Origin of the sequence: Lysobacter sp. (assembly GCA_013141175.1) — a bacterium.
Classification (GTDB): domain Bacteria; phylum Pseudomonadota; class Gammaproteobacteria; order Xanthomonadales; family Xanthomonadaceae; genus Lysobacter_I.
Genome location: JABFRN010000001.1, coordinates 479,377 through 504,338 on the forward strand (window position 1 = coordinate 479,377; position 24,962 = coordinate 504,338).

Annotated in this window: 26 protein-coding genes; 10 read left to right on the top strand and 16 right to left on the bottom strand. The window is 62.8% G+C overall.

Annotation, left to right across the window (positions count from 1 at the left end):
• Positions 1-107 precede the first annotated feature (107 nt).
• The 3 genes from HOP03_02290 (at position 108) to HOP03_02300 (ending at position 3,400) form a co-directional block, all read left to right on the top strand.
• Positions 108-2,525 carry a TonB-dependent receptor gene (locus HOP03_02290; GenBank protein ID NOT86991.1) on the top strand — a complete coding sequence of 806 codons (2,418 nt, stop codon included), beginning with the start codon at positions 108-110 and terminating at the stop codon, positions 2,523-2,525.
• A gap of 74 nt (positions 2,526-2,599) precedes the next feature.
• Positions 2,600-2,917, top strand: a complete 318-nt coding sequence (locus HOP03_02295; GenBank protein NOT86992.1) for a hypothetical protein — start codon at positions 2,600-2,602, stop codon at positions 2,915-2,917.
• A gap of 54 nt (positions 2,918-2,971) precedes the next feature.
• Complete coding sequence (locus HOP03_02300) at positions 2,972-3,400, top strand: hypothetical protein (GenBank protein NOT86993.1); 429 nt, start codon at positions 2,972-2,974, stop codon at positions 3,398-3,400.
• A gap of 79 nt (positions 3,401-3,479) precedes the next feature.
• Here HOP03_02300 and HOP03_02305 read toward each other — a convergent pair whose 3' ends face one another.
• The 7 genes from HOP03_02305 to HOP03_02335 form a co-directional block, all read right to left on the bottom strand.
• Positions 3,480-4,190: a DUF1295 domain-containing protein gene (locus tag HOP03_02305; protein ID NOT86994.1), complete on the bottom strand. Its 711-nt coding sequence runs from the start codon at positions 4,188-4,190 to the stop codon at positions 3,480-3,482.
• A 34-nt stretch (positions 4,191-4,224) separates the two neighbouring features.
• Entirely contained in the window at positions 4,225-5,250 is a 1,026-nt protein-coding gene (locus HOP03_02310; protein NOT86995.1) for a hypothetical protein, read from the bottom strand.
• Between the two features lie 139 nt (positions 5,251-5,389).
• Positions 5,390-6,124 (bottom strand): hypothetical protein, encoded by a 735-nt coding sequence (locus HOP03_02315; GenBank protein ID NOT86996.1) that lies wholly within the window; start codon positions 6,122-6,124, stop codon positions 5,390-5,392.
• Positions 6,125-6,228: 104 nt separating this feature from the next.
• On the bottom strand, positions 6,229-6,957 hold the full coding sequence (locus HOP03_02320) for a hypothetical protein (protein ID NOT86997.1): 729 nt from the start codon (positions 6,955-6,957) through the stop codon (positions 6,229-6,231).
• 140 nt (positions 6,958-7,097) lie between these two features.
• The gene (locus HOP03_02325) at positions 7,098-7,430 is read right to left on the bottom strand and encodes a hypothetical protein (protein ID NOT86998.1); all 333 of its coding nucleotides are present in this window, start codon (positions 7,428-7,430) and stop codon (positions 7,098-7,100) included.
• Positions 7,431-7,545: 115 nt separating this feature from the next.
• The gene (locus HOP03_02330; protein ID NOT86999.1) at positions 7,546-7,962 is read right to left on the bottom strand and encodes a bleomycin resistance family protein; all 417 of its coding nucleotides are present in this window, start codon (positions 7,960-7,962) and stop codon (positions 7,546-7,548) included.
• Between the two features lie 160 nt (positions 7,963-8,122).
• On the bottom strand, positions 8,123-8,902 hold the full coding sequence (locus HOP03_02335) for a hypothetical protein (protein ID NOT87000.1): 780 nt from the start codon (positions 8,900-8,902) through the stop codon (positions 8,123-8,125).
• Between the two features lie 251 nt (positions 8,903-9,153).
• Here HOP03_02335 and HOP03_02340 point away from each other — a divergent pair, with 251 nt between their 5' ends.
• Positions 9,154-10,110, top strand: coding sequence for a transposase (locus tag HOP03_02340; protein NOT87001.1), 957 nt, complete (start codon positions 9,154-9,156; stop codon positions 10,108-10,110).
• A 206-nt stretch (positions 10,111-10,316) separates the two neighbouring features.
• Here HOP03_02340 and HOP03_02345 read toward each other — a convergent pair whose 3' ends face one another.
• The 8 genes from HOP03_02345 to HOP03_02380 form a co-directional block, all read right to left on the bottom strand.
• Entirely contained in the window at positions 10,317-11,003 is a 687-nt protein-coding gene (locus HOP03_02345; GenBank protein ID NOT87002.1) for a DUF2306 domain-containing protein, read from the bottom strand.
• A 184-nt stretch (positions 11,004-11,187) separates the two neighbouring features.
• Positions 11,188-12,495, bottom strand: coding sequence for an amino acid permease (locus tag HOP03_02350; GenBank protein ID NOT87003.1), 1,308 nt, complete (start codon positions 12,493-12,495; stop codon positions 11,188-11,190).
• Positions 12,496-12,615: 120 nt separating this feature from the next.
• A complete protein-coding gene (locus HOP03_02355) occupies positions 12,616-14,220 on the bottom strand; it encodes a beta-lactamase family protein (GenBank protein ID NOT87004.1) in 1,605 nt (534 codons plus the stop codon).
• A gap of 80 nt (positions 14,221-14,300) precedes the next feature.
• On the bottom strand, positions 14,301-14,516 hold the full coding sequence (locus HOP03_02360; protein ID NOT87005.1) for a helix-turn-helix transcriptional regulator: 216 nt from the start codon (positions 14,514-14,516) through the stop codon (positions 14,301-14,303).
• A 433-nt stretch (positions 14,517-14,949) separates the two neighbouring features.
• Positions 14,950-15,936 (bottom strand): DUF262 domain-containing protein, encoded by a 987-nt coding sequence (locus HOP03_02365; GenBank protein NOT87006.1) that lies wholly within the window; start codon positions 15,934-15,936, stop codon positions 14,950-14,952.
• The gene (locus HOP03_02370; protein NOT87007.1) at positions 15,914-16,540 is read right to left on the bottom strand and encodes a hypothetical protein; all 627 of its coding nucleotides are present in this window, start codon (positions 16,538-16,540) and stop codon (positions 15,914-15,916) included. Before HOP03_02370 ends, HOP03_02365 begins: the two co-directional genes overlap by 23 nt.
• A 90-nt stretch (positions 16,541-16,630) precedes the next feature.
• Positions 16,631-18,028, bottom strand: coding sequence for an NAD(P)(+) transhydrogenase (Re/Si-specific) subunit beta (locus tag HOP03_02375; protein NOT87008.1), 1,398 nt, complete (start codon positions 18,026-18,028; stop codon positions 16,631-16,633).
• Complete coding sequence (locus HOP03_02380) at positions 18,025-18,339, bottom strand: NAD(P) transhydrogenase subunit alpha (GenBank protein ID NOT87009.1); 315 nt, start codon at positions 18,337-18,339, stop codon at positions 18,025-18,027. The genes HOP03_02375 and HOP03_02380 overlap by 4 nt, the downstream gene beginning before the upstream one ends.
• A gap of 145 nt (positions 18,340-18,484) precedes the next feature.
• Between HOP03_02380 and HOP03_02385 the strand changes: the two genes are divergently transcribed.
• The 5 genes from HOP03_02385 to HOP03_02405 are packed head-to-tail and all read left to right on the top strand — an operon-like array spanning position 18,485 to position 21,454.
• The gene (locus HOP03_02385) at positions 18,485-18,832 is read left to right on the top strand and encodes a hypothetical protein (GenBank protein NOT87010.1); all 348 of its coding nucleotides are present in this window, start codon (positions 18,485-18,487) and stop codon (positions 18,830-18,832) included.
• A 12-nt stretch (positions 18,833-18,844) separates the two neighbouring features.
• Positions 18,845-19,483, top strand: a complete 639-nt coding sequence (locus HOP03_02390; protein NOT87011.1) for an RNA polymerase sigma factor — start codon at positions 18,845-18,847, stop codon at positions 19,481-19,483.
• Complete coding sequence (locus HOP03_02395; protein ID NOT87012.1) at positions 19,480-20,076, top strand: hypothetical protein; 597 nt, start codon at positions 19,480-19,482, stop codon at positions 20,074-20,076. Before HOP03_02390 ends, HOP03_02395 begins: the two co-directional genes overlap by 4 nt.
• Positions 20,073-20,570: a DUF3106 domain-containing protein gene (locus HOP03_02400; GenBank protein ID NOT87013.1), complete on the top strand. Its 498-nt coding sequence runs from the start codon at positions 20,073-20,075 to the stop codon at positions 20,568-20,570. Before HOP03_02395 ends, HOP03_02400 begins: the two co-directional genes overlap by 4 nt.
• Positions 20,567-21,454, top strand: coding sequence for an alpha/beta hydrolase (locus HOP03_02405; GenBank protein ID NOT87014.1), 888 nt, complete (start codon positions 20,567-20,569; stop codon positions 21,452-21,454). The genes HOP03_02400 and HOP03_02405 overlap by 4 nt, the downstream gene beginning before the upstream one ends.
• A gap of 33 nt (positions 21,455-21,487) precedes the next feature.
• Here HOP03_02405 and HOP03_02410 read toward each other — a convergent pair whose 3' ends face one another.
• Positions 21,488-21,997: a hypothetical protein gene (locus HOP03_02410; protein NOT87015.1), complete on the bottom strand. Its 510-nt coding sequence runs from the start codon at positions 21,995-21,997 to the stop codon at positions 21,488-21,490.
• Between the two features lie 347 nt (positions 21,998-22,344).
• Here HOP03_02410 and HOP03_02415 point away from each other — a divergent pair, with 347 nt between their 5' ends.
• Positions 22,345-24,864 carry a sodium-translocating pyrophosphatase gene (locus tag HOP03_02415; protein NOT87016.1) on the top strand — a complete coding sequence of 840 codons (2,520 nt, stop codon included), beginning with the start codon at positions 22,345-22,347 and terminating at the stop codon, positions 24,862-24,864.
• The last annotated feature ends 98 nt before the right edge of the window (positions 24,865-24,962 follow it).

Sequence of the window (24,962 nt, forward strand, 5' to 3'; positions counted from 1 at the left end):
ACATGTCTGTGCGCTATAAAGGCCGGGTTCGCCGGGTTGGCCCGGCGGCGCCGGGTCGGGGGAGGTCCGGCGTCGCATCTTTCGACTCCTCATGGAGAGACTGTCACATGTTCCAAACGACCAACGCACTGCGCCGCAACGGCCTGTGCACCGCACTCGCGCTCGCCCTCGCCGGCACCGCAGCCCTGCCCGCCCACGCCCAGGACACCGCCCCGGGCGGCGCCGACGAGCTGGACCGCATCGTCGTGACCGCGCAGAAACGCGAGCAGCAGATCGAGGACGTACCGCTGTCGATCAGCGCCTATTCCGGGGATTTCCTGCAGGCGCAGGGCATCAGCGACTACAGCGACCTCGGCAATCTGGTCCCCGGCCTGGAGGTGCAGACCCAGAGCGTGAGCAACCCCAGCATCTCGATCCGCGGCATCACCGCCGATCTCGACGACCCGACCCAGGAGCCGCGCATCTCGCTGTTCCAGGACGGCGTATCGATCAGCCGCTCGCGCGGCTCGTCGGTCGAAATGTTCGACATGGCGCGCGTGGAAGTGCTGCGCGGCCCGCAGGGCACCCTGTTCGGCCGCGCCGCCGAAACCGGCGCCGTGCATTTCATCCAGAACAAGGCCCGCACCGGCACCTCCGGCAATTTCGAACTGGGCGTCGGCAGCCACGACCAGCGCAAATTCACCGGCGCCTACAACACTGAACTGGGCGACAACGTGCAGGGCCGCATCGCGGCGTTCTACGAAACCCGCGACGGCTATGTCGAGAACCTCGACGGCGGCACGCTGCAGGGCAAGGACACCCGCGCGCTGCGCGGCGCGCTGCACGTCGATATCGGCGAGAGCAGCGGCATCGACGTGATCCTCAACTACCAGAAGGACACGCCGCCGGGCACCGCCTTCCGCAGCCAGGTCATTCCGAACCTGCAGGGCAGCCTCGATCCGTACACCGCGAATTCGCAGCGCGGCGAAGAACTCGGCACCGACCGCGACGTCTACGGCGCCACCGTGCTCGGCGACTTCTCGATCAACGACACCTGGTCGCTGTCCACCATCACCGGCTGGCGCCGCTACGATGGTCTCGACAAGTTCGACTCCGACGGTTCGCAGGCCGATCTGATCGAATTCACCGAAGACGCCTGGGGCAACCAGTTCAGCCAGGAAGTGCGCTTCAACTACGACAACGGCGGCAAGTTCACCGGCTTCGTCGGCGGCTCGTATTTCGACGAAACCGCCAACCGCGACCTCCACTACCAGGCCGACGAACGCCAGCTGTATGCGCTGCTGTCGCCGCAGATCAACACCAACACCGCGGGCCTGCTCGGCTCTGCGCTGGCGAACTATTATTTCCCGATCGTCCCGCTGCTGAACGCGAACGCGACGCCGAACACCTCGCGCACCACGACATGGCTGCCGGTACCGGGCATCGTGACGCCCACCCCGACCAATCCGGCGGGTTTCCTGCAGGTTCCGCTCAATCCCGACCACCGCGAAACCTTCGGCAACGATGTCGACATCCGCGCATTCGAACTGTTCGCCGACGGCACCTGGCGGTTCAACGACCAGTGGTCGCTGACCATGGGCCTGCGCGGCTCGCGCGAATCGGTCGAATACGGTTATTTCGCGGACCAGGGCAACGCATCGAGCCTCGGCTTCCTGCTCTCTGGCCGCGGCACGCCCGCGTGCGGCGCACCACCCTGCAACAACCTGCTGTTCCCGGCGACGGCCGGCCGACTCAGCGCCAGCAATACGTACAACTCCTGGGTCGGTCGCGCGGTGCTCGGCTACGCGCTCAGCCCCGACATCAACACCTACGCCAGCGTGTCGCGCGGCCGTCGTCCGAACATGATCAACGTCAGCGACCTCGGCAGCGCTGAAGTCGATGCGGAAATCGTGTGGAGCTACGAACTGGGCATGAAAGGCAACGCCGCGGACGGCCGCTTCGTCTACGACCTGTCGCTGTTCTATTACGACTACAACAACTTCCAGGCCTCGGTGGAGAACGATGCGCCACCGCCGTTCTTCGTGACCAAGAACGCCGGCAAGGCGCACGCGCTCGGCTTCGAGGCCTCGTTGTTCAATCGCTTCAGCGACAACGTCAACGGCTGGTTCAACTTCGCCTACATCGACGGCGGTTTCAACGCCTTCGACGACGACGGCACGTATCAGGCGCTCGCCGGCAATCGTTTCCGGATGACGCCGAAGCAGTCCGTCTCGGTCGGCCTCGACTGGACGATTCCGCTGGCCAGCGGCGACAGCCTGTATCTGCGCCCGAGCTACAGCTGGCGCTCGCAGGTGTATTTCGAGGACCAGAACCAGCCGGGCATCGAGCAGGACGGCTACGGCCTGCTCAATCTGCGCGCCGGCTGGCGCTTCAACGAGAACTGGGAAGTCGGCATCTGGGGCAACAACCTCGCCGACGAGGAGTATCTGACCGATGCCGGCAACACCGGCCTGCTGTTCGGTATTCCGACCGTGATCGCCGGCCCGGATCGCAGTTTCGGCGTGACCCTGCGCGCGAAGTTCTGATCGCGGTGGATCGCTGCGGGACCCGTCCCGGGTCCCGCAGCGGTCGAACGCACGCTCCGTCGCGGAATCGAATCATGAGCGGATCCACATTCATTCCAACCCTCGTCTGCGGCCTGATCTCCGGCGCCGCGTTCCTGCCCGTCTACGGTGCCTGCTTCGCGCTGTTCGCGCGGCGCGCGACGGCAAGAGACGGACGACAAGCCGCGCTGCTGTTGGCCGGCACATTGTTCGCGATGCTGGCCTGCACGGCGACGATCGTGCTGCCGCTGTGGCTGGCGGATCTGCTGCCGCTGGGCACACAGTCGCGGAACTGGGTACTCGCCTTTTTCGCTGGCGTCGGCGGATACAAACTGGCCGCATTCCTGTCGCGTCGAACATCGTCTCGCACCTGACCGCATCGCACGTCGACCATCGCCTCCTCCGCCGCACTCGGCTACCCTGTCGCGATGGCCACCCTCTCCACGCCCCGCACCGCACCGCGCACGCGCTTGGTCGCGCCGCTGTTGATCACGATCCTCGGTATCTGCGGCATGGGCGCCATCTGGACCTTGTTGGCGCTGATCGTCGACCGTCAGTGCGCGTGGGTCGCCGCGTTGACCGCCGCCGACATCGCATTGCTGCTGCGGCTCGTGCGCACCGCGCCCGGGCTGCCGCGAGCGGCCATCACCGTCGTCGCCACGCTGGCGACGATCCTGCTGGCCAACTGGCTCATCGCCGCAGTCCAGGTCGGCGGCCCGATGGGACTGGGACTGACGGACTCCGTGCAGCGCCTCGGCACCGATTACGCGCAGACCCTGTTCGGCCTGGCCAATCAGCCTGCGGAACTGGCGTGGTACGCGGTCGCGGTGATCATCGCGCTGTGGCTGGGGCGTTGATTCAGTCCGGGTAATCCGCTTTGAGGACGCGCCTCGAAAACCAGCCTCGGAAACCAGCCTCGGAAACCAGCCAGAAAAATCAGCGCGGGACACCCGCCGCCCCGATACGCGGCAACAACAACCCGGTGCGCGCCTTGTAAGCCGACCACTCCGGATAACGCGACAGGCTGTCGTCCTTGCGCAGCATGTTCGGAACGAACAAGCCCAGCCACACCCAGGCCAACACCGCCCACGGCAACCAATGCCCCGCAACGATGGCGAAACCCGCATAGATCATCATCTCGCCGAGATAGTTCGGATTGCGCGTGCGTGCGAAGAAACCATCGGCGATCAAACCGCGCCGTGCGCGCAGCACGAAGAATTTCTGTGCATCGGCACCCACCATCAGCGCGATGCCCAATGCATACAGCACGATGACCGCACCCAGCACTGCCGGCGGTTGTTCGATGCGCTGCGTGACGATCAGCCACGGCGCGATCCAGTACGGCCCCAGCACGAACAGCCATGCGTTGACTGCGCCACCGATCGTGATCTTCTTCTGCCAACCCGGATCGGGGAAAAGCGCTTCCTTCAGCAGCCAGACCAGACCATAGCTGCCGTGCAGACCAAGATACGTCCACGCCGTCGGCGTCCATACGTCGTGGATCGCCATCATCGCCAATACGAAGACCAGCGTAGCGCCCTTCTGCAGATTGATCGCCGTTGCCAGCGAGATGATTTTCGGACCGCCGAGAAAATCGTCCGTCAGGTAATCGCGGATTTTCAGGAAGTGCGTCAGTTGCGCATGCATGGTGTCGAAGCTCCTGGACGCAAACACATCTTCATCATCGGCCTTCATCCGCATCGCGCCGCAGCCCGTCGGCCAGTTGCATGAGCAGCACCGGTTCTGATCGCAGATAAACCGCGAACGGCTCCGCGATGCAGCGTTCGACCACCGCTGCCACGTGCGGACTCGACAGCCGGTCTTTCGTTGGCCGGCCGTATTCGGGATCGTCGAGACGGACGCAAACGACAGCGCTCAGGCCTGACGTGAGCACACGTTGGATCTCCGCGCGACGCCGCCCCCGACTCGCATCGGGCAACGCTTGGCGCACGCCCGATACCAGGCCGCGCAGCATGCCATCCACGTGCGTGCCGCCGTCCGTCGTGCGCATCACGTTGGCGAAACTTTCCAGCGACGTGCCCGGAGACCTGCACCAGAGCGCCGCGACTTCAACGAGGATCGATTCGTCCGACGATGTGCAGACGAACGCGTCCGTCAGCGGTTTCGCGCCACGAAACGCACCGGATGCACGGACATACGACGCCAGTCCATCCGGCTCGTGGAACACATGTGCGCGACGGTCCTTGAACACCAGCGTCAGTTGCGGGAACAAACAGGCCATTTCCCTGAGCCGCACCAGCACCGGCCCCGTGTCCAGCCCGGTGTTCGAAAAGATCTGCGGATCCGGGGAGAATACGATGCGGGTGCCGGTCGTCTCGACCACACCGCTTTCGCACAGCATCGACACCGCGAGCCCACGCTCGAAGCGCTGCCCGTAGCGCCGACCATCGCGACAGACCTGCAATTCCAGCCACGAAGAGAGTGCGCAGACCACGAACAGGCCGACACCGCGCGTACCGATATGCTCGTGCGGCGCGTGGCCATCGAACGTCGGGCCGGTATGAAACGAAGTCAGCGCCCGCGCCGCGAACGACACGCCGTCGATCTCATCCACACGGATGCCCCGACCGTTGTCTTCGACGCTGATCGCGCCGTCCTCGGCAACCGCGATCGCGATGCGGTCGCAATGTCCCGCCAGATGCTCGTCGAGCGCGTTCGCGACCACTTCCCACAGCATATGAGCCAAACCCGAACCGTCCCGGGTATTGCCGATGTACATCCCGGGCCGCTGACGTATGGCTTCAAACGAATGCGGATTCACGACAACTCCACCGCGACGGCTCTCACGTGACGAAAGCGATGCCCACCGGCCTGCGCCGACGGTTTCAAAGCGACGGATCCTGATCGCTGTCGCCGGCCATCAGCACGCCGGCTCCCATGCCCGCACCCGCAGCTCCACCACCGCCACCGCCACCGCCACCGCCACCACTCCGCCCGCCGCCTTCGCCCTTACCCTCACGCCCACCGCCACCGTCGCCTTTGCCTTTCGCGCCGGATGGACGGGTCGGCCCCTGCTGCGGAATCGACAGGTCCGCCGGAACCGGGTCCAGATCCAGCACGCGCCGGATGAAATCGCGCAGCGACACCACCAGCTCCGCCGTGTGTACCGGCCGGCCGGCGGCCATCTCGGTGGCCGCCCGCGCCGCCAGGCGCACCTGTTCGTCGGTGCCCAGCAGCAGGATGTCGGACAACGCCGCTTCCACCGCATCGCGGATACGCCGAGAGCGGTCGGAACTGGCGTCCGCAAGCGAGATCGTCGGTGCCCCGGCAGGCGTCAGTGCAGCCCCGGTCGCAGGACGAGCGGATTCGCTGCGGCGTCGCAGATCGCGCAGATGGGTGGAATCGACCGAAAGATCCCCGGAAAACGAACCGCCTAGCGCCTTGTACGCCGCGATCAGCGTGCGCAATCGCTCATTGATCTGGCGGTTTTCGCGCTCGCGCCGCTGCTGGATGGTCTGCATCACGATCAACCGGATGCCCACGCCGATCAGCGTGATCACCACCAATCCGAACAGCGTCGAAAGCACCGCCTGCCAGGAACTGAAATCGAAACCACGCATGCGGGACTCCACGCTTCTGGCATCGATGCGACGCCGGGAATGGGCACCCGCGCACCATAGCGCAGATGCGCGTGCTGCGGATCATCGTCGAGCGTTCGCGCCGATCAGTACACCGGTTTGAACAACGATTCCACTTCGACGACCTGCCCGTCCGATTTGATATCGATGTAGTTGCGATACTCGATGTCCGTCCTCCGGGTGCGTTCTTCCAGTCCGTAGTGCGTCACGCTGTCAGTACCGTAGATGCCGTAGCTGACCTCGGAGCTGCCCACCGGGACCGACACATTGAAATTGCTGGTGACATAGGCAGCGGAATACACGATGTAGCGGCCCGGCTTCAGATCGGAGAAGGTATAGCGGCCGTACTGGTCGCTCTTGACGACTTTTCGATAATCCAGCGCCGCATCGTCGAACAGCACCTGCTTCGGCCTGCGGTTCTGCGGAACGATCGGCATCCTCAGCTTGCGGTAGACATGCTTGTCCAGCAGCTTCATGAATTCGACCATGTGCGGCGTGGCGGGATACAGAAAGACATCGATCCCTTCCATCGTCCTGACCGGATTCGGGGGAAGCAGTGCGTAATTGCCGAACCGATCGAGCCGATGGAACACCACGCCACGGATCGTCGCGGAACCGGGCGCCATCGCCTGGGCCGCTTGCTGCGCATCGAAGGGCGTCTCCGGCCGGTACACGAGCGGCTGCGCGACTTCCGCCTGACGGTCCGCATCGCGCAGGACGTTCCCCGCCAACAGCGCGGGACTTGCCGCTAAACCGCACAGCAGCACTGCTGCTCCGAGCCACGAAAGCACACGGATACGACGCGAACCATTCATCCAAAACCTCCAGAACCCGGAATATCGAAACATCTCGCGGGCACTGCATCGAGACCACGCCCGCCATAGACGTATTCTATCGCGCCGGGCAGGTCGTCCTGGATATCTTGAAGAGAATGCCGTGCGCAGCGCCTACGGGCTTATGTCACGAGGATTGCGAAGCCCCAGGCCGAACCGAGACCGGCGACCACCCATCCGACGGTGGTCGGCAGGTGCCCATGCCAAAGACGCAGCTCGACCTTCCAAGCGGAAACGACCTGCATCACGCCCCACAGCAACAACGGCGGGATGAGGAAATCGAAACCATATTCGTATGCGAACGGTATGACGCACAGCAGTCCGTAGCCGTATCTGAATTCGCGAGCAACCTCATCGTCTTCAGGCTTGCTTTGCGCACGTTTGGACGGATCGTCCAAGCGTTCTCCCATGACCTCCGCGATATCGTCCGGGGTTTTTCCCACGCGATCAATCACTGCACTCTCCACGGAGATACATTCGCAGCCACCTGTTGGCGGAAACTCGAATCGGATTGGCTATTTACCGCGACCAGAGTGCACCGAAGCGAATAACCAGCCCGCCTTTGCTTCATCATCCGTCCGCGCGCTCAACCCCGCAACTGATCCGGAACACATGCCCATCCGGATGACGGATATGCATCTCGCGGACATTCCACGGCATGTCGGTGGGCGGCCAGGTCACCTCGATCCCCTGTTCGAGACATTCGCGATGCACCGCGTCCACATCGTCGACCCAGACCGACATCCACACGCCTTTCTCGGTGGCCTCGTTGGACTCCGGACCGAAGGTGGCGGCACGGCCGCTCTGCCCGCGCCCACCCTGTCCGTCGCGACACAGGAAAATCTCGAAGTGCCCGGAATGCACACCGCCGAAGCTGGGCGGCTCGCCCCACTCCCAGCCTTTCTTCCAGCCGAGCTTTTCGAACCAGGCAAAGCTCTGCGCCAGATCGGAGACGTTGAGGATCGGGGTGATGTGTTTCACTTGCATCGCGCATGTCCTATCGTTTGGAAGCCATCAACAGCTTCGCCGGGTGGCGGTGAGCGCAGCGAACCCCACCATCACGACAGATCAAACACGGAGATGGCCAAGCGACATCGTTTGTTCATGGTGGGGTTCGCTGCGCTCAGCCCACGCTTGCCTTACGCATTCAGGGTTGGCGCGCGCGAAGCTCACGCAGATACGGCACCAGGCTGTCGCGCCAGACGCGGTAGCCGCTCTGATTGGGATGGACGCCATCGTTGACGAAGTAGCCGCCGATCTGCTGGCCTGCCGCATCCGAGAACAATGGATAGAGGTCCAGATAGGACACGAACGCCGAGAATTGTGGGCTCGTCGCAAGATCAGCGATACGGCGATTGATCGGCAATAACGCATCGCGATTCTTCACCGGGTCGTTCGTCGGGATGAGCGATTGCAGCACGATGCGGGCATCGGGCTTGCGTGCGTGGACGGCGTTGACCACTTGGACGATGCCCGCCACGACGCTGTCCACGACCGGCGTTTCTTCCGCCCAGGTGTTGTTGACGCCGATGAGCACGAGGATGACATCCGGCTGCAGTTCCGGCGCATCCAGTTGCCCCAATCCACCCGCCGATGCGGGCAGGATCCGGTACAGCACGTGCTCGGTGCGGTCCCCGGAAATGCCGAGATTCAGCGCCAGATTCTCGGCCGGCGCACCCGTAAATGATTCGTCCCACGACTGCTTGCCGAACAGCTGGCCGGTCACCCACGGGTTGTCGCCGAGCTGCCAGAAATCGGTGATCGAATCGCCGAGAAACACCAGCTTCACTTTCGACAGCGCTTCGGTATCGCGCAAATGTACGGCGATATCCGCCTCGCGTTTCTGCCAATACTCCACGCGCTGCATCGGCTTCGTGGATGCAAAGTCATCCGCGGCCTGCGTCCGGAAGCCGAACGTGGCCGTCATCAACATGACGAGTACGCAGGCAGCCCGCTGGACTGCGCCCCGAACCCAAGCGCGAGAATTTGTGTGCATGTGGATCGACGACATCATGGCAACCCTCGTTTATTCCGGAGGGAAAATAGGGAGAGGAAAATAGGGACACCCACAACTCAGAAGGAGATGAAAATAGGGACACCCACAACTCAGACTTTCCCGACACGAACTTACCGCAATCACCGACATACCGCCACACCTCGCCGGGGCACGATGGCCGCATGACCCGACCGCGCTCCCATATCGCTCCACCCGATCTCGTCGGTACCTATCACTGCGTCCAGCGATGCGTGCGCCGCGCCTTCCTGTGCGGGGTCGATCACTACTCCGGGCGTTCGTTCGAACATCGCAAGGCCTGGGTTGAGGCGCGCATCCATCTGGTGGCCGAATGTTACGCAGTCGCCATCCATGCCTATGCGGTCATGAGCAATCATCTGCATCTGGTGCTCAGGATCGAACCTGCCGAAGCATCGGCATGGAGCGATGAAGAAGTGGCTAGCCGCTGGGTGCGTCTTTTCCCGCCACGCGAAGACACCGAGGCCGCCATCGAACACAAGCGCATGCGCCTGCTCGTCGATCCGGCTCGGCTGAGCCTGATCCGGCGACGGCTCGGGAGCCTGTCATGGCTGATGCGTTGCCTGGTCGAACCCATCGCACGTCGCGCGAATCGCGAGGACGGTTGCAAGGGACGATTCTGGGAAGGCCGCTACAAGTGCCAGGCATTGTGCGACGAGCGCTCGGTGCTCGCCGCCATGGCATACGTCGATCTCAACCCGATCCGGGCAGGAATCGCGGATCGTCTCGAAGCCTCCACACATACCAGCGTGGCTACGCGCATCGCCATCGCGAAATCGAGCCCGGCGATGCTCACCCGACCGCTGAAACCGATCGCGGGCAACCTGTCTCCAGACCTGAACTTGTCCACTGCGGACTATCTACAACTCCTGGATTGGACCGGCCGCACGCTCGCACCGGACAAACGTGGACGGATCGCGCAGAACGCGCCTGCCATCGTATCGATCATCGATCGCAACCCGGCGTGTTGGACGACCCGTGTCGCCGCCTACGGCAACGGTTGGGCGCGCGCTGCGGGTTCTGCTCAGAATCTGATCGCACTCGCCGAACGCCTTGGTCAACGCTGGCTCAAGGGCATTCGCTTGGCGGCCAATTTGGGATGAACCTTAGAGGGGGAAATTGTCGCCCGTCAGGGAGCATCGCTCTTGGACGATGGAATTTCGATGCGCTTTTTTTGACGCGAACATCGAAGCGATCCGAGAGGACGGATCGCCTTGTCATTCCGGTGTTTCAGATTGTGGATGTCCCAGTCTTTACGTTTAGTCTTTACGATCAGATTGTGGATGTCCCAGTCTTTACGTCCCAGTCTTTACGTCGCTGCCGCTTCGGCAGCGCCGGGGCTTGTCGATCTCTGCATTCGCCGCGTTCGCCGCACGATCCATTCGGCCACGAGGCAGTTGAGACAGAACCCGAGCCAAGTCACCGTCGCCGCCTCGAACTTGCTGGGGTTGCCGTACATCAGGTAAGCGGGAATGAAATACAGACGCGTCGTCGATAACGCCAGGCCGATTGCGTAAGCACGGACCACCCAGGCGCGATGCAGATCGATCCGGCGCCGTATCGCCGCCCGCCAGGCGAGCGCCAAGGCAACGAGCATTGCCAGCGAAAACAGCACCATCGCCGCACGCTTGACGTAGCCGCCGCGCAGCGGAAACAGGAACTCCACCCCCAGCCCGGTCGCTGCGGCGATCAATCCGCAGACGATGAAGACACGCCCCGAAACCCGATGGGTCTTCGGCCAGTAGCGACGGATCGATGGGATGAACTGCAGCGGCCCCAGCAGCATGAACACCGTGCCCGCCAGGATGTGGATCGCCGGCAACCAGGGCTGTTGCACATAGACCATGAAGACCGGGTCGGCGACCGGCTGACCCGTGATCAAGGCTTGGCCGGTGACCACGAATCGCATGATCCCCGAAAAGACCACGATCCCGCCGTACAGCCATAAAAGGATCGGCACCCAGCCGACCACCAGTTTCCTACCTGCCGAATCCATTCATCTGCTCCGCAAACTCCCGCCGAGCATGGTACTACACACATTAGGCGCCATTGCGGCCGTGGCGCGAGCGAAAGAATGCTTGGATAGATAGCCGAAAACGCTGCGTCGTGACGGCGCGAAAACTGGGGACACCCACCGCAGGAAACTGGGGACACCCACCGCCGTGTTCCGAAGCCCTCACTCAGCCCGCGCGCCGCGGGAATCGGTAGACGACGCTGCCGATCAGCACCGCGATGCCTACCGCCATGAGGTGCGCTGGCCGGGCGCTCAGCAGCAGGGCCAGCGACAGCGCCAAGGCGGCGAGCGGGATCAGCGGACCGCCCGGCAGCCGAAGCGCGCCCGGCGGATCGCCGTGGCGCCTCCGCAGCACCAGCACGCTGGCCGAAGTGGTGATGTAGGCCAACAGGCGCGTGACCATCGACAGCAGCGCCAACTGGACGAACGAGCCGCTCAGCGCCAACGCCATCGCCACGACGCACTGTACGGCGATGGCGATATCCGGAGTGCGGAAACGCGGGTGCACGCGGGCCAGTACGCGCGGACCGTAACCGCCCACCGCCAGCGTGTGCAGGAAGCGCGGGCCCAACAAGAGGGTCGCGTTGCTGGTGCCGAGAATGGACAGCGCCGCGCCGACCGTTAGCAGCAGCGCCAGACCTTCACCACCGAAGCTGGCGGCTGCATCGGCCAGCGGCGTAGACGATGTTGCCAGGTCCGGCAGCGTGCCCTGCGCCACCAACTGCACCGCCGCATAGATGATGGTGACCAGCACGATCATCGCCACCAGCGCGAACGGCACATTGCGACGCGGGTTCTGGTATTCACCAGCGGCGACCGACAGGTTCTCGAATCCCGCGTAGGCGAAGAGCAGCAGCAGTGCGGCTTCGCTGGTGCTGCGAAGGTCGACTGCGCCGGCAGCGGGACCGCCCAAGGCGAGTTCCCAGTCGACGTGTAACACGCCGATGCATACGAACAGCAGCAACGGCAGCAGCTTGCCGAACACCAGCGCCAGCGACAGCTGTGCGGCCTGGCGCACGCCCACGATATTGATCGCACCGAGCAGCAGCAGCGACCCTGCGATGATCGTGGTGCGACCGACGCCGGTGCCGGCGGCCGGCCAGAAGCGCGCCACCGCGTCGGCCAATCCGTTGCTCAGCGATGCGGCCGTGGCTACGCGGGTCAACCAGATGGTCCAGCCGATCTGGAACCCGGCGAACGGCCCGAAGGCTTCCTGCGCATACAGCGCGCTGCCGCCCTGCTGTTCGAAATGACTGGCCGCCTTGGCGTAGCACAGCACCAGCAGGCTCACGGTCAGGCCCGCAGCCAGCACACCCCACACGCTGAAGGGGCCGAGCAGCGCGAAAGCCGTCGCCGGCAACAGGTACACGCCGCTGCCGACCACACTGTTGATCGACAGCCCCAGAATCTGCCAGCGGCCTACCGCGCGGGTCAGGCCGGCAGGCGCGGGTGGTGGGCGCGAGGCATCGCTCATCAATTGTCCTGTGAATGGTGGCCGGTCGCGGCACAACCGGCATACCGATATTCGTATTCGGCGAAATCCGCCACGCGGGTTCCGCCCTGAATTTTGCCAGTTGGTCTTACCGTCAACCCTTCAAATTGTGGGTGTCCCAGTCTTCCGCGCCCCCGATTTTGCAATTAACAAAACAGCTCGGGCAACAGCCCAAAAAATAGCAATTCCTGACGATACAGCCAAAAGCAATCCCAAGTCGGGATAAAACATACGCACTGCCGTCAAGTTGACTCCGCTCAACTGTGGGACGACAAACACCAGAAAATAGCTCAGCCCAAACAGAAAAAGTGACGGAACGCCAATCCACAGCCATTTCATTGCAACGGATCTGCGCGGAGATTTTGGCGCACGCTTGATCAATGCATACAACGACAACACACAACCCATCGCCAACAAAAATGTCAGACCCAACGTTCCCCACAACCGCAGCAAAGCGATACTTGGCGGCGATATATCCGTAGGTGGAAGACCCAACGCATAGTCCGTTGCACCGTATATGAAATTCCCCTCAAGGCTGCTCGACATATTGGTCAAGACAAGCGCGCCCTTCCGGGTATCCGGCGTGTACTTGACCATGGCAAGAAAACCCGGGTTCAGACCGCCATGAAAAACGACCCGCTGCTCATCGACGGTATCGAATTCCCAACCAAACTCATAACCACCCTTCCGTTCCCTGGCCAAGGCTTCGGAGAGTGCTTTTGGCATGATGCGGGGGTCGTTCTCGAAGACAGCGATGAGATAGGCAGCCAGATCTTCAGCGCTGGCCGTAATGCCACCAGGCCCCATCATCGCCCTGCCTGCAATGAAATTTCTTTCGAATGTACGGCCAAACCACTGGGTATGTCCGACGGCGGGCTCTGCAGTTGCAGCATCGGCAATTTGCACGTAGGAATTATTCATTCCGAGCTTCGAGAAGATCCTGGCCTTTACAACCTTCTCATATGGAACCTTCTCCACCGTTTCAATCAATTGAGCCAGCACGATGTAATTCGCGTTGGAATACTGGAATCTGTCGCCGGGCATTGCGAAGAGATGAGCAGACCTCAACTCCCGGATAACACGTTCCATCGCATCATCACCGCGATAAGTCGTGTCTTGATGCCTGTTGCCGTCAAGCGTGGTCAAGCCGCTACGGTGACTGAGCAGGTGACGCACAGTGATTTTGTCAGAGGCCGTTTTATCATCGGCCCGAAAATACGGGATATATTTCGATACCGGATCGTCGAGCGATAACCGCCCTTCTTCGGCAAGCTGCAAAACGACGAGCGCAGCAAATGATTTACTGACAGAGCCAAGCTGAAATGGTGTTTTCGCCGATACAGGCGTTCCAGCGCCATCAATATCTCCAAAGCCTTTCAGGTGTGTGATTTTCCCATCTGCGATAAGCGCTACAGCAGCCCCTGGAATTTCAAGCTGCCGCATCCCCTGTTCAATATAAGCATCGACTTGCTCGGCCGAAGGCAAGGGTTGGTCGGATGTTTGCGCTGACAGTGGTGCTGAAAAGAACAGGACGGCCAAGAGCAGAATCTGAATTCGAGCAAGCCGATAAAGCATCGCAGCGTCAGCGCGCCGAGCAATGGCAGTTCCATTTCCAATGAGCATGCAAGCCAGATCCTTTAGAGATAAACCGTTCAATGCGACAACATTGACAGCCCAGGAAAGCAGAATTTCAGTTCTACGGCGCATCAAAAATCCTCAACTGGAACGGGGGTCAGAGCGTGATTTTTGAATACGGCACCGAATGTCTATTCTGACCGCTGCTTTCATCAGTTTGTGGGCGTCCCAGTCTTTCTTGCTTCTCCAATCGCCTCCTGCAAGTTGTAAACCCCGAGCTTGTGCGCCGCGTTCTGCAGATGGAATATGCAAGTCCGCTCGCTGATCTTCAGCAACTGCCCGATTTCACGGGCCATCATCCCGTGGCCTGCAAGACGAAGACATTCCTTTTCCCTGCGGGTAAGAGGGAGAGGCTCTTTGGCCGGCATGAGGCCGGGCGGAGGCCGCCCCTTCCCATCACCGCCATCCGAGCCAGCCGATGCCGAGATCGGCATGACTGGCAGTCGCTTGTCGATCGGCTCACCATCGGTCTCTTGCAGACGATTTTTCATGCGATTACTGGCCTCCGCAGCTTTTTGCAAAACGGGTCTATGGCTCACCATCGCGACCGTTCGGTTGCACGGGCGGTGGGCCAGGAGCCCACCCTACTTGCTAGAACTGGGGTGAGAGCGTGCTTTTGGAACACGGCGCGGAATGTCTATTCTGACCTCTGTCTTCCGTTCCAGCGGAGTCAACCAGTTTCGTAGGGTGGGGTGAGCGCAGCGATGCCCACCATCATGACATATCAGATTCAGAGACAACCAAGCGACATCGGGCTGTTCGGGTGGGCATCGCTGCGCTCACCCCCCTACGCGCTGAATCTCACAGACAGTATCTTTCGAAAAAATTTGCGCGAACGACACGAGCAGAACGACCATGAGTTGCTTGATACATGTAAGAGTAGTACTTATAAAACTCAGAATCTGTATTCATACGATTCGCCATCACGTCGCCCTCTAGCTTCAGGAGCTTATCCTTAAAATCTTTAGGCAGTCTCTCGATATTCCTTGCCGTTTCCACAATAAGAGTGAAGAAGTTCGATTTCCTAAACCACATTGAATCATATGGCAAATCGAGATCTCGTATTGTAGCGAATGTCTTGATGAGCAATGCAATCATGTGATCTTTACCTGCGTACTCTTCGTTGAATCCCGCGACCTTTGGCTCCACCTCTCGGTCTTGGGCAAAGTAGCCGCCGTTCTCAAGAGTCGCCATTACTAGCAAAACGAAGTGAAGATCCGCCATGCGCGTGAACTCAGACTCCTTCAGCACGCCGTACTGCTCAAGGCCAACATTCTCAAGAATGAACTTCGCTGCCTGGATAAAATGTCCGTCGTATACAGCGTTATGAATCTCAACATCGTCAAGTTTGAACTTGGTGAGATTTATGCGGCGAAATATCTCTCGCGTTGTGTCTTCGTCAACTTTTCCAAGGTCCCGCATGACTATCTGGTAACTGAGAAAATTCTGTTTCTGCTCATTAGTTAGCCCTTGATAAGGGGGAACCTTCAAAAGCGGATTGACATGCCTTCCTTCAATGTAGTTTCGTATCGTCGTAAGTCGTTGCTGTCCATCGATGACAAGACGCGTTGTGCGTAGTTTTTGCACGTCTATTTCACCTTCACACACATATATTTCCGGGAAGGGAAGCCCGTTTAACATGGTATCTATGAACGCCTCTTGGTGCTCATGCGTCCACACAAACTTTCTCTGAAAGTCAGGCCGCAGGATAAGCTTGCCCTCGTCGATGAGCTGGTAAACGTCAGCGACCGTAGGATTGGTCACGCTAGGCTTGATTTGTAGCGGCATTGGTCGCTCCTACTTGTAATTTTGTCCTGAGTGAACGCAAACCACTCAGCGTATAACTTTCAAGGCAAGAGTAGCTCTTGAACGCGCCAGCCGTGACCTTGTAGTTACCGACCTCACTCTTACCGTGGGAGATCGAGTCAAAAAAATCAAACCAATCGCGCTTCAGGTCATTCACTCTAAACGAAGTCGGAAGCAGATCGGGACGCATCCACCCGATGGCGCCATACTCAAGAAATTTGTGGTACCTCTTTAATTCCTCGCTCGACACTGCCTTGCGGTTCTCGCGAAGCTCCATCTGGTATTCGTGGATTGAAGACATGATTCTGTCGTAGAGCTTGACAGAAATGATTGCAACGTCGATATCCGAGTCATAGTCAAACAGTTTGCGCTTGTGGGGGCTGAAGCCAAGCTTTGCCGAACCCGTAATAAACACTTCATGAAAGTTGATCTCGAACTTATTGGCGATTCGCTTACGGAACTCGTAATACGCATCCTCATTGCCATTGAAAACCATTGGCGTACCGTGAAGCGTGCGTCTTCGACAGAAGTCAAGCAATGCTTCTTCATCAGGTGTCTCGACCAATGTCGTGAGGAACTGTTCCATTGGGTACGAAAAAAATTAGCCCATAGACTGGGTCAGCGACCCAGCTTATTGATGAATGGCATGGCTGGGCCAATGACCCGGCCTACAACTTCAATGCCCGCCATCGAGCGCCTTCAACTCGCTAACAAGCGCACTAGCCATCTCCGCCCCATCCCCATAAAGCATCCGCGTGTTATCCGCATAAAACAGCGCATTCTCGATCCCGGCAAACCCGGTGCCCTTGCCGCGCTTGATCACTATCGTGTTCTTCGAATTCACGACATCCAGAATCGGCATCCCATAAATCGGTGAGGCCGGGTCGGTCTTGGCAACCGGATTCACCACGTCATTCGCACCGATCACCAGCGACACATCGGTATTGGCGAACTCGGGGTTGATGTCCTCCATATCCACGATCAGGTCATACGGCACGCCAGCCTCGGCCAGCAGCACATTCATATGCCCGGGCATGCGACCGGCAACCGGATGGATCGCGAATTTCACTTTCACGCCGCGTTCGATCAGGCGCTGGCTGAGTTCCCAGATCTTGTGCTGTGCCTGCGCGACCGCGAGGCCGTAGCCGGGGACGATCACCACGCGTTCGGCGAAGGCCATCATCGCGGCGACGTCGCTGGCGTCGATGGGTTTCTGGCTGCCTTCGATGGCCGCTGCTTCACCGGTAGCACCGAAGTTGGAGAACAGCACCGAGTTGATCGAGCGGTTCATCGCTTTCGCCATCAAACGCGTGAGCAGGATGCCTGCGGCGCCGACCATCATGCCGGCGATGATCAGGGCTTCGTTGCCCAGCACATAGCCTTCGAACGCGACCGCGAGACCGGTGAAGGCGTTGTACAGCGAGATGACCACCGGCATGTCGGCGCCGCCGATGGGCAGGGTCATCAACACGCCCAGCGCCAGCGCGGCGATGAAGAACGCGACGATGTACGGCACTTCGAGGGTGTACAGCGCCAACGCGCCGAGCACGATGGCGGCGATGCCGACCAGGGCGTTGAAGATCTGCTGGCCGGGGAAGGTGTAGCGCTTGTCCATGCGGCCGTCGAGCTTGGCCCAAGCGATGATGGAACCGGTGAGCGAGACCGCGCCGATCAGCGCGCCGATCACCGCGAGCGCCAGCGTCCAGACGTTGGGCGCATGGCCTGCGGCGGAATACTTGAACAGTTCGACCGCACCGATGGCCGCAGCGGAGCCGCCGCCCATGCCGTTGAACAGCGCGACCATCTGCGGCATGTCGGTCAGCGCGACCTTCTTGCCCCAGGTCCAGTTGACGGCGATGCCGATGGCGATGCCGGCGGCCATCAGCGCGATGTTGTGCAGGCCGGGCAGGAAGAAGGTGGCGGTGGTGGCGATGAGCATGCCCACGCCCGCCCACTGGATGCCGCTGCGCGCGGTCTTGGGCGAGGCCATGCGCTGCAGGCCGAGCAGGAACAGGGTGGCGGCGATGAGATAGCTGGCCTTGACCAGCAGCGTCAGCAGTTCGGGCATGCTCATGCCTTCTCTCCCTTGCCGCCGGTGGCGGGCTTCTTGGAAGACTTGAACATGTCGAGCATGCGCTCGGTCACTACGTAACCGCCTGCGGCGTTGCCGGCCCCCAGCAGCACGGCGATGAAGCCGATGGCCTTCTCCAGGGGGGTATCAGCGTGGCCCAGCACCACCATGGCGCCGATCAGGACGATCCCGTGGATGAAGTTGCTGCCGGACATCAGCGGGGTATGCAGGATCACGGGGACCCGCGAAATGATCACATGCCCGGCGATCGCCGCGAGCATGAAGATGTACAGCGCCACGAAACCATCCGCCATCGTCGTTCTCCACATAGGGTCTGTCGGCATCATAACCGCGACATGAATGGCGCGGGGGCGTGTCAACCGGCCGGCCGTGGGGGCGTTCTCTTCCCTGCCCGCAGGCCTGCCGCACCGACATTCCTCCCTTCCAGAAGGACAACCCATGACATTGCCGCTGACCAGATCGCTGATCACCGTTTCCCTGCTGCTGGCGGCCCTGGCCGCAGGTACGGCCCAGGCCGCCGACCGTGGCGACCGCGTCGAGCGCCGCTTCGACCACCGGGGCGACCATATCGACAACCGCCTCGACCGCAAGGGCGACCGCATCGACGAGCGCCTGGACCGCCGGGCCGAAGTCGCCGAGAACCATGGCCACGAGCGCCGCGCCGCCCATTTCGACAACAAGGGCGACCGCATCGAGAACCGCCTCGACCACAAGGGCGACGTGGCCGACAACCGCCTGGACCGTCGCGGCGAGCGCCTCGACCGGCGCTGGGACCACAGGCATTGAGTCTCCGCTCCGATGGCAGACGGTCGCGCCGCCGATGACCTTCGTGGCCTTAAGCTTGCACGCGTGAGCTCCGATGACACCTCCACGCGTGTTTCCTCGGCCGCCTCCTCCCCGGGGGCGGCCGAGGACTTTTCCCTTGATGCGTTCCTTGAGGGCATTTCGGCGCGCGCGTTCCGCTTCGCCGAACTCGGGCTGCGGCATCGCGAGGACGCACTGGATGTGGTGCAGGACGCGATGATCCGGATGATGGGCTATCGCGAGCGGCCGTCGGCGGAGTGGACACCGCTGTTCTGGAGCATCCTGCGCAGCCGGATCGTGGATCTGCAGCGGCGCAGTCTGTTCCGGATGCGCTGGCTGGTGTCGCCGAGCGCGAAAACGGAGGACGACGATGCGATCGACTGGATCGATCAGGCGCCCGACGATGCCCCCGATCCATCGCGGACGCACGACAACCGCGAGACCTATCGATCCGTGGCCACCGCGCTGCGCACGCTGCCCGCGCGCCAGCGCGAGGCCTTCACCCTGCGCGTGCTGGAAGACTGCGATGTCGCCACCACCGCGCGGATCATGGGCTGCAGCGAGGGGTCGGTGAAAACCCATCTCTCGCGGGCCCGCGACACTTTGCAACGACAGTTGGAGGATTTCCGATGACTTCGGACCACCCACGCCAGGATTCGCACACCGCGCTCGATGAGGCCGCGCGCCGCGCGCATGCCGCATCGCTCGACCGTCTCTCGCCACGGGTGCAGGCGCAGCTTGCGCAGCGCCACCGCGCAGCGATGAAACAGGCCTCGGGCCCGGCCCCCGTGCGCGTCTGGCCGATGCTCGCGCTGGGCAGCGCCGCCGCGCTGACGCTCGCGGTCGGGCTGTTCGTGGTGCGCGACAACCGCGATGGCGGCGCGCCGAAACCGGCGGGAACGATCGCCGCCGCATCGGACATCGAAGCGGCCTCCGGAACGAACGTGCCTGCGGCCGACACCGGGACGTCATCCGCGCCGGTCATCGCCAGTGCCGATGCGCCGGATGTCGCCGTCGATGCCGTCGCCGTCGACGACACTCTCATCGACAGCGCATCCACCGACGGCATGCCCATCGAGAACGACGCGCTGCCCGAGGAACTGCTCGCTGCGGAATTCGATACCGCAGACGAGACCATGGGCTTCGACGCACTGCAGGAAAGCCCCGATTTCTATCTGTGGCTGGGCTCGGAAGAGTCGCAGGCCGATGTCACGGAGTCGCTATGAACCGCTCGAACCGTCTTTTCATCCTGGTCTGCGCGCTGCTGCTCGCCCTGTCGGGCATGGCGTTCGCGCAAACGCCCCCGCCGACTGCGCCATCCACCCAGCGCACGGCGCAGGCGCCGGAATGGGAGCGTCTGACCCCGGCTCAGCGCGATGCGATCATGACCGTGGTGCGCGAACGCTGGGACGCGAACCCCGGACAGCGCACGCGCATGCTGCAGCACGCGGAACGCTGGCAGCGGATGACGCCGGAGCAGCGGCAGCGCGCGAAGGCGGGCGAGCGCCGCTGGAAACAGATGTCGCCCGAACAGCGCAAACACGCGCGGGCGACATTCGAGCAGCGCCGCGACCTTCCGCCCGCACAGCGCGCCCCGCTGCGCGAACAGCTCAAGGCGATGCCGAAGGAGCAGCGTCGCGAGTGGATACGCGCGCATCGGCGCAATCAGGACCTTAACCAGAACCTCGATCAGGACCGTAACCGGGCCCCGACCCGATGACCACGATGCGTCGTCGTCCGTGGCCGGGTTTGGCGTTCGTCCTGTTGCTGGCCCTGGGCGCGGCGTTCCGTCAACCGGCGCCTGCGGCAGCGCAAGCCACCGCCAGCGCAGCTCCGATGATGCATGAGGTCGCCTACGGACCGGATCCGGCGCAGCGTTTCGATGTGTATCTGCCGGACACGTCACCACTGAAAGGCGCACCGACCATCTTCTACGTGCACGGCGGCGGCTGGCGGCGCGGCGACAAGGCGATGCGCGGCCTGATCGAAGCCAAGCAGAAGCGCTGGACCGCAGCGGGTGCGATCGTGATCTCGACCAATTACCGGATGCTGCCGGACACCGATCCGATCGAACAGGCGCGCGATATCGCGCGCGCGGTCGCAAAGGCGCAGGACACGGTCGCCGCGCTCGGCGGCGATCCGGACGGTTTCGTGCTGATGGGGCATTCCGCCGGCGCGCATCTCGTCGGGCTGTTGGCGGCATCGCCGGCGATGGTCCGCCAGGCCGGCGTGAAACCATGGCGTGCCAGCGTGCTGCTGGACGGCGGCGCGATCGATACCGAGGCGACGATGCGGGGCCGCAATCCACCGCTGTTCGACGACGCCTTCGGCAAGGATCCCGCCTACTGGCGCGCGGCCTCGCCGCTCGCTCAATTGAACACGAAGATCGCGCCCGTACTTGCCGTATGCGCCAGCGGGCGTCGCGATTCGTGCCCCGCCAATCGATTGTTCCTCGACAAGGCGGCGCGCTTCGGCACGCGCACGCAATTGCTGGAGAAACCGATGTCGCACATGGAGATCAACCGCGATCTTGGCGAAGACAACGACTACACCCGCGAGGTCGAAGCCTTCCTGCGCGGCGTCGGCGTGCCGCTGCAGGGCTGAGGCACGCGCTCAAGGCATCCGCGCTTCACCTCATCAAGGGCAAGCGCGGCCTTCCATCGTCAGCACTGCCGCGTACTGCGGCAGTGCCGGGATCTTCCCGGCCGCCGCCTGGCGCTTGGCGTCTTCCAGGTAGATCCGCGGCCGGCCTTCACCGTCGAGCTGGGGGGCGTTGTTGGTGGGCTTGCGCCAGATCCGGATCACTGCCTGCTGCGCCGGGCAACCGGCGTTGGGGATACGGATCAGGTCATTGAGGATCCAGCCCGCCTCGGCGGACGGGTTCGCCTTGGCCGGGTCGACCAGCCGTGCGCGCGGCTGGCAACGCTTGCCGGTGCGCGCGGCGCCGTAGCGGTACGGCGTGGCGGTGTCGGCCGCAAAACTGCCCTGCAGATAGGCGCAGACCTCGGGGATGATCCGGATGGTGTGCACCTTGCCGGGCGACTGCGCCGGAAAGGGTTCGCGCTGGATTTCGGGGGTTTGCGCCGGGGCCGCAGGCGCGACGGACGACAGGAACAGCGACAGGCAGGCGATGGTCGTGAAGCGCATGGGCGTTCTCTGGGGGCCGGAAAGCGGCCGGGAAGGCTTGGGCAAACTGCCCGACACCGCGTGAACCCGCGCTGGCTTGGCCGGATCGGCGGGCCGGGCCGGCACGGTGCTGCGACGCACCGCCGCATGTCGGCTCGCCGGCGGAAGGGGCGTTGGCCGGTTCCAATGGGGGCGGCCCCTATGCCATAGTCGCCCGGTTAAACGCGGCCGAAGCCTCGCGACGTCGCCTTTCCACGTCACTGTTTCGCCCTGTTTCGTCCTGTTTCCCGCGACCGGTTCTGTGCAGTCAGCGATACGTCCACATGCGGTTTCTTGGTACTTCTTTTTACGACTCTGGGGAGGGTTTCATGCTTGAGCAATATGGACTGATGATCGCGCTGGCGTGCGCGGTCGTGGCAATTCTCTACGGCATCATTTCGGCCCGCTGGATCAACCGCCAGCCCGCCGGCAATGCGCGCATGCAGGAAATCGCCGGCGCCATCCAGGAAGGCGCGCGCGCCTACCTCAACCGTCAGTACACCACCATCGGCGTCGCCGGTGTCGTGCTGTTCGCACTGATCGGCATCTTCCTCAACTGGCCGACCGCGATCGGCTTCCTGATCGGCGCGGTGCTCTCGGGCGCGGCCGGTTATATCGGCATGAACGTGTCGGTCCGCGCCAACGTCCGCACCGCCGAAGCGGCACGCAAGGGCATGGGGCCGGCGATGGACGTCGCCTTCAGGGGCGGCGCGATCACCGGCATGCTGGTGGTCGGTCTGGGCCTGCTGGGCGTGGCCGGCTACTACGTGGTGCTGACCAAGCACATGGGCATCACCGGTGAGGCCGCGCTGCACGCGCTGGTCGGCCTGGCCTTCGGTTCGTCGCTGATCTCGATCTTCGCGCGCCTCGGCGGCGGCATCTTCACCAAGGGCGCCGACGTCGGCGCCGATCTGGTGGGCAAGGTCGAAGCCGGCATCCCCGAGGACGACCCGCGCAACCCTGCGGTGATCGCCGACAACGTGGGCGACAACGTCGGCGACTGCGCCGGCATGGCGGCCGACCTGTTCGAGACCTACGCCGTCACGGTCATCGCGACCATGCTCCTCGGCGGCCTGATGCTGGCCGAAGCCGGCAAGAACGCGGTGCTGTATCCGCTGGTGCTGGGCGGCGTGTCGATCATCGCCTCGATCATCGGCGCGTTCTTCGTCAAGGTGAAGGAAGGCGGCTCGATCATGGGCGCGCTGTACAAGGGCGTGATCGTCTCCGGCGTGCTGGCGGCCATCGCGTTCTATCCGATCACCATGCAGCTGATGGGCGACAACACCCATGGCGCGATGAATCTCTTCTACTGCGCGCTGATCGGACTGGTACTGACCGGTGTGATCGTGTGGATCACCGAGTACTACACCGGCACCCAGTACAAGCCGGTGCAGCACGTCGCGGCGGCATCCACCACCGGCCACGGCACCAACATCATCGCCGGCCTCGGCGTGTCGATGAAGTCCACCGCACTGCCGGTGATCGCGGTGTGCATCGCGATCTGGGGCGCGCATGCGCTGGGCGGCCTGTACGGCATCGCGATCGCCGCCACCGCCATGCTGTCGATGGCCGGCATGATCGTGGCGCTGGACGCCTACGGTCCGATCACCGACAACGCCGGCGGTATCGCCGAAATGGCCGAGCTTCCGCCGGAAGTGCGCGCCGTGACCGATCCGCTCGACGCCGTCGGCAACACCACCAAGGCGGTCACCAAGGGCTACGCGATCGGTTCCGCCGCGCTGGCCGCACTGGTGCTGTTCGCCGATTACACCCACAACCTGCAGGCGGCGAATCCGGGCGTGACCTTCGCGTTCGATCTGTCCGATCACAAGGTCATCATCGGCCTGCTGATCGGCGGCCTGATCCCCTACCTGTTCGGTGCGATGGCGATGGAAGCCGTGGGCCGCGCGGCGGGCAGCGTGGTGGAGGAAGTGCGTCGCCAGTTCCGCGATATCCCCGGCATCATGGAAGGCACCGCGAAGCCCGACTACAGCAAAGCCGTGGACATGCTGACCAAGTCGGCGATCAAGGAAATGATCGTGCCGTCGCTGTTGCCGGTCGCTGTACCGATCGTGGTCGGCCTGTTGCTGGGCGCTGAAGCCCTGGGCGGCCTGCTCATCGGTACCATCGTCACGGGCCTGTTCGTGGCGATCTCGATGACCACCGGTGGCGGCGCCTGGGACAACGCCAAGAAGTACATCGAAGACGGCCATCACGGCGGCAAGGGCAGCGAGGCCCACAAGGCTGCGGTGACCGGCGATACCGTCGGCGACCCGTACAAGGACACCGCCGGCCCGGCGATCAACCCGCTGATCAAGATCATCAACATCGTCGCCCTGCTGCTGGTGCCGCTGCTGCCGGTGAACAAGGTCGAGGGCGGCATGCCGGCCGGTCACGAAACGGCCGTCGCCGAAGCCGCCGCTGCGGCCGAGGCCGCCGCAGTGGCCGCAGCGACCGCCGCCGCCGATACCGGAGCCCCCGCGATGTCCTCGGCGGCCGAGGTCCAGGCGGCTGCGGCCGACCCCGCCAACGACCCGGGCCGGATGGCGAAGATCTATTTCGCTTCCGGTTCGGCCGCCCTGCCGGCCGATGCTGCACAAACATTGTCGCGTGTGATCGCCACTCTCAAGACCAATCCGGACAGCCGGGTCGCGATTTCCGGCTACCACGACGCCAGCGGCAATCCGCAGATCAACGCCGACATTGCCCGCAGTCGTGCGCAAGCGGTGCAGGAAGCGCTGGTCAAGGCCGGCGTCGGCGAAAGCATGATCGACATGCGCAAGCCGGAGTTGACCACCGGGAACGGCGATCCTGTCGAGGCCCGTCGGGTGGAAATCACCGTGCAGTAAAGCGCTGCGGCGGATTCTGGACGACACGCACGGCGGCCTTCGGGTCGCCGTGCGCATGTCCGGCAGCCGATCGCAGGCGAGCCGCTGCTGCGACGCAA

Coding starts and splice junctions, on each gene's coding strand:
- HOP03_02290 (NOT86991.1), top strand. CDS start 108: ATGTTCCAAACGACCAACGCACTGCGCCGCAACGGCCTGTGCACCGCA.
- HOP03_02295 (NOT86992.1), top strand. CDS start 2,600: ATGAGCGGATCCACATTCATTCCAACCCTCGTCTGCGGCCTGATCTCC.
- HOP03_02300 (NOT86993.1), top strand. CDS start 2,972: ATGGCCACCCTCTCCACGCCCCGCACCGCACCGCGCACGCGCTTGGTC.
- HOP03_02305 (NOT86994.1), bottom strand. CDS start 4,190: ATGCATGCGCAACTGACGCACTTCCTGAAAATCCGCGATTACCTGACG.
- HOP03_02315 (NOT86996.1), bottom strand. CDS start 6,124: ATGCGTGGTTTCGATTTCAGTTCCTGGCAGGCGGTGCTTTCGACGCTG.
- HOP03_02320 (NOT86997.1), bottom strand. CDS start 6,957: ATGAATGGTTCGCGTCGTATCCGTGTGCTTTCGTGGCTCGGAGCAGCA.
- HOP03_02330 (NOT86999.1), bottom strand. CDS start 7,962: ATGCAAGTGAAACACATCACCCCGATCCTCAACGTCTCCGATCTGGCG.
- HOP03_02335 (NOT87000.1), bottom strand. CDS start 8,902: ATGACGGCCACGTTCGGCTTCCGGACGCAGGCCGCGGATGACTTTGCA.
- HOP03_02340 (NOT87001.1), top strand. CDS start 9,154: ATGACCCGACCGCGCTCCCATATCGCTCCACCCGATCTCGTCGGTACC.
- HOP03_02345 (NOT87002.1), bottom strand. CDS start 11,003: ATGGATTCGGCAGGTAGGAAACTGGTGGTCGGCTGGGTGCCGATCCTT.
- HOP03_02350 (NOT87003.1), bottom strand. CDS start 12,495: ATGAGCGATGCCTCGCGCCCACCACCCGCGCCTGCCGGCCTGACCCGC.
- HOP03_02355 (NOT87004.1), bottom strand. CDS start 14,220: ATGCGCCGTAGAACTGAAATTCTGCTTTCCTGGGCTGTCAATGTTGTC.
- HOP03_02360 (NOT87005.1), bottom strand. CDS start 14,516: ATGCCGGCCAAAGAGCCTCTCCCTCTTACCCGCAGGGAAAAGGAATGT.
- HOP03_02365 (NOT87006.1), bottom strand. CDS start 15,936: ATGCCGCTACAAATCAAGCCTAGCGTGACCAATCCTACGGTCGCTGAC.
- HOP03_02370 (NOT87007.1), bottom strand. CDS start 16,540: ATGGAACAGTTCCTCACGACATTGGTCGAGACACCTGATGAAGAAGCA.
- HOP03_02375 (NOT87008.1), bottom strand. CDS start 18,028: ATGAGCATGCCCGAACTGCTGACGCTGCTGGTCAAGGCCAGCTATCTC.
- HOP03_02380 (NOT87009.1), bottom strand. CDS start 18,339: ATGGCGGATGGTTTCGTGGCGCTGTACATCTTCATGCTCGCGGCGATC.
- HOP03_02385 (NOT87010.1), top strand. CDS start 18,485: ATGACATTGCCGCTGACCAGATCGCTGATCACCGTTTCCCTGCTGCTG.
- HOP03_02390 (NOT87011.1), top strand. CDS start 18,845: ATGGCAGACGGTCGCGCCGCCGATGACCTTCGTGGCCTTAAGCTTGCA.
- HOP03_02395 (NOT87012.1), top strand. CDS start 19,480: ATGACTTCGGACCACCCACGCCAGGATTCGCACACCGCGCTCGATGAG.
- HOP03_02400 (NOT87013.1), top strand. CDS start 20,073: ATGAACCGCTCGAACCGTCTTTTCATCCTGGTCTGCGCGCTGCTGCTC.
- HOP03_02405 (NOT87014.1), top strand. CDS start 20,567: ATGACCACGATGCGTCGTCGTCCGTGGCCGGGTTTGGCGTTCGTCCTG.
- HOP03_02410 (NOT87015.1), bottom strand. CDS start 21,997: ATGCGCTTCACGACCATCGCCTGCCTGTCGCTGTTCCTGTCGTCCGTC.
- HOP03_02415 (NOT87016.1), top strand. CDS start 22,345: ATGCTTGAGCAATATGGACTGATGATCGCGCTGGCGTGCGCGGTCGTG.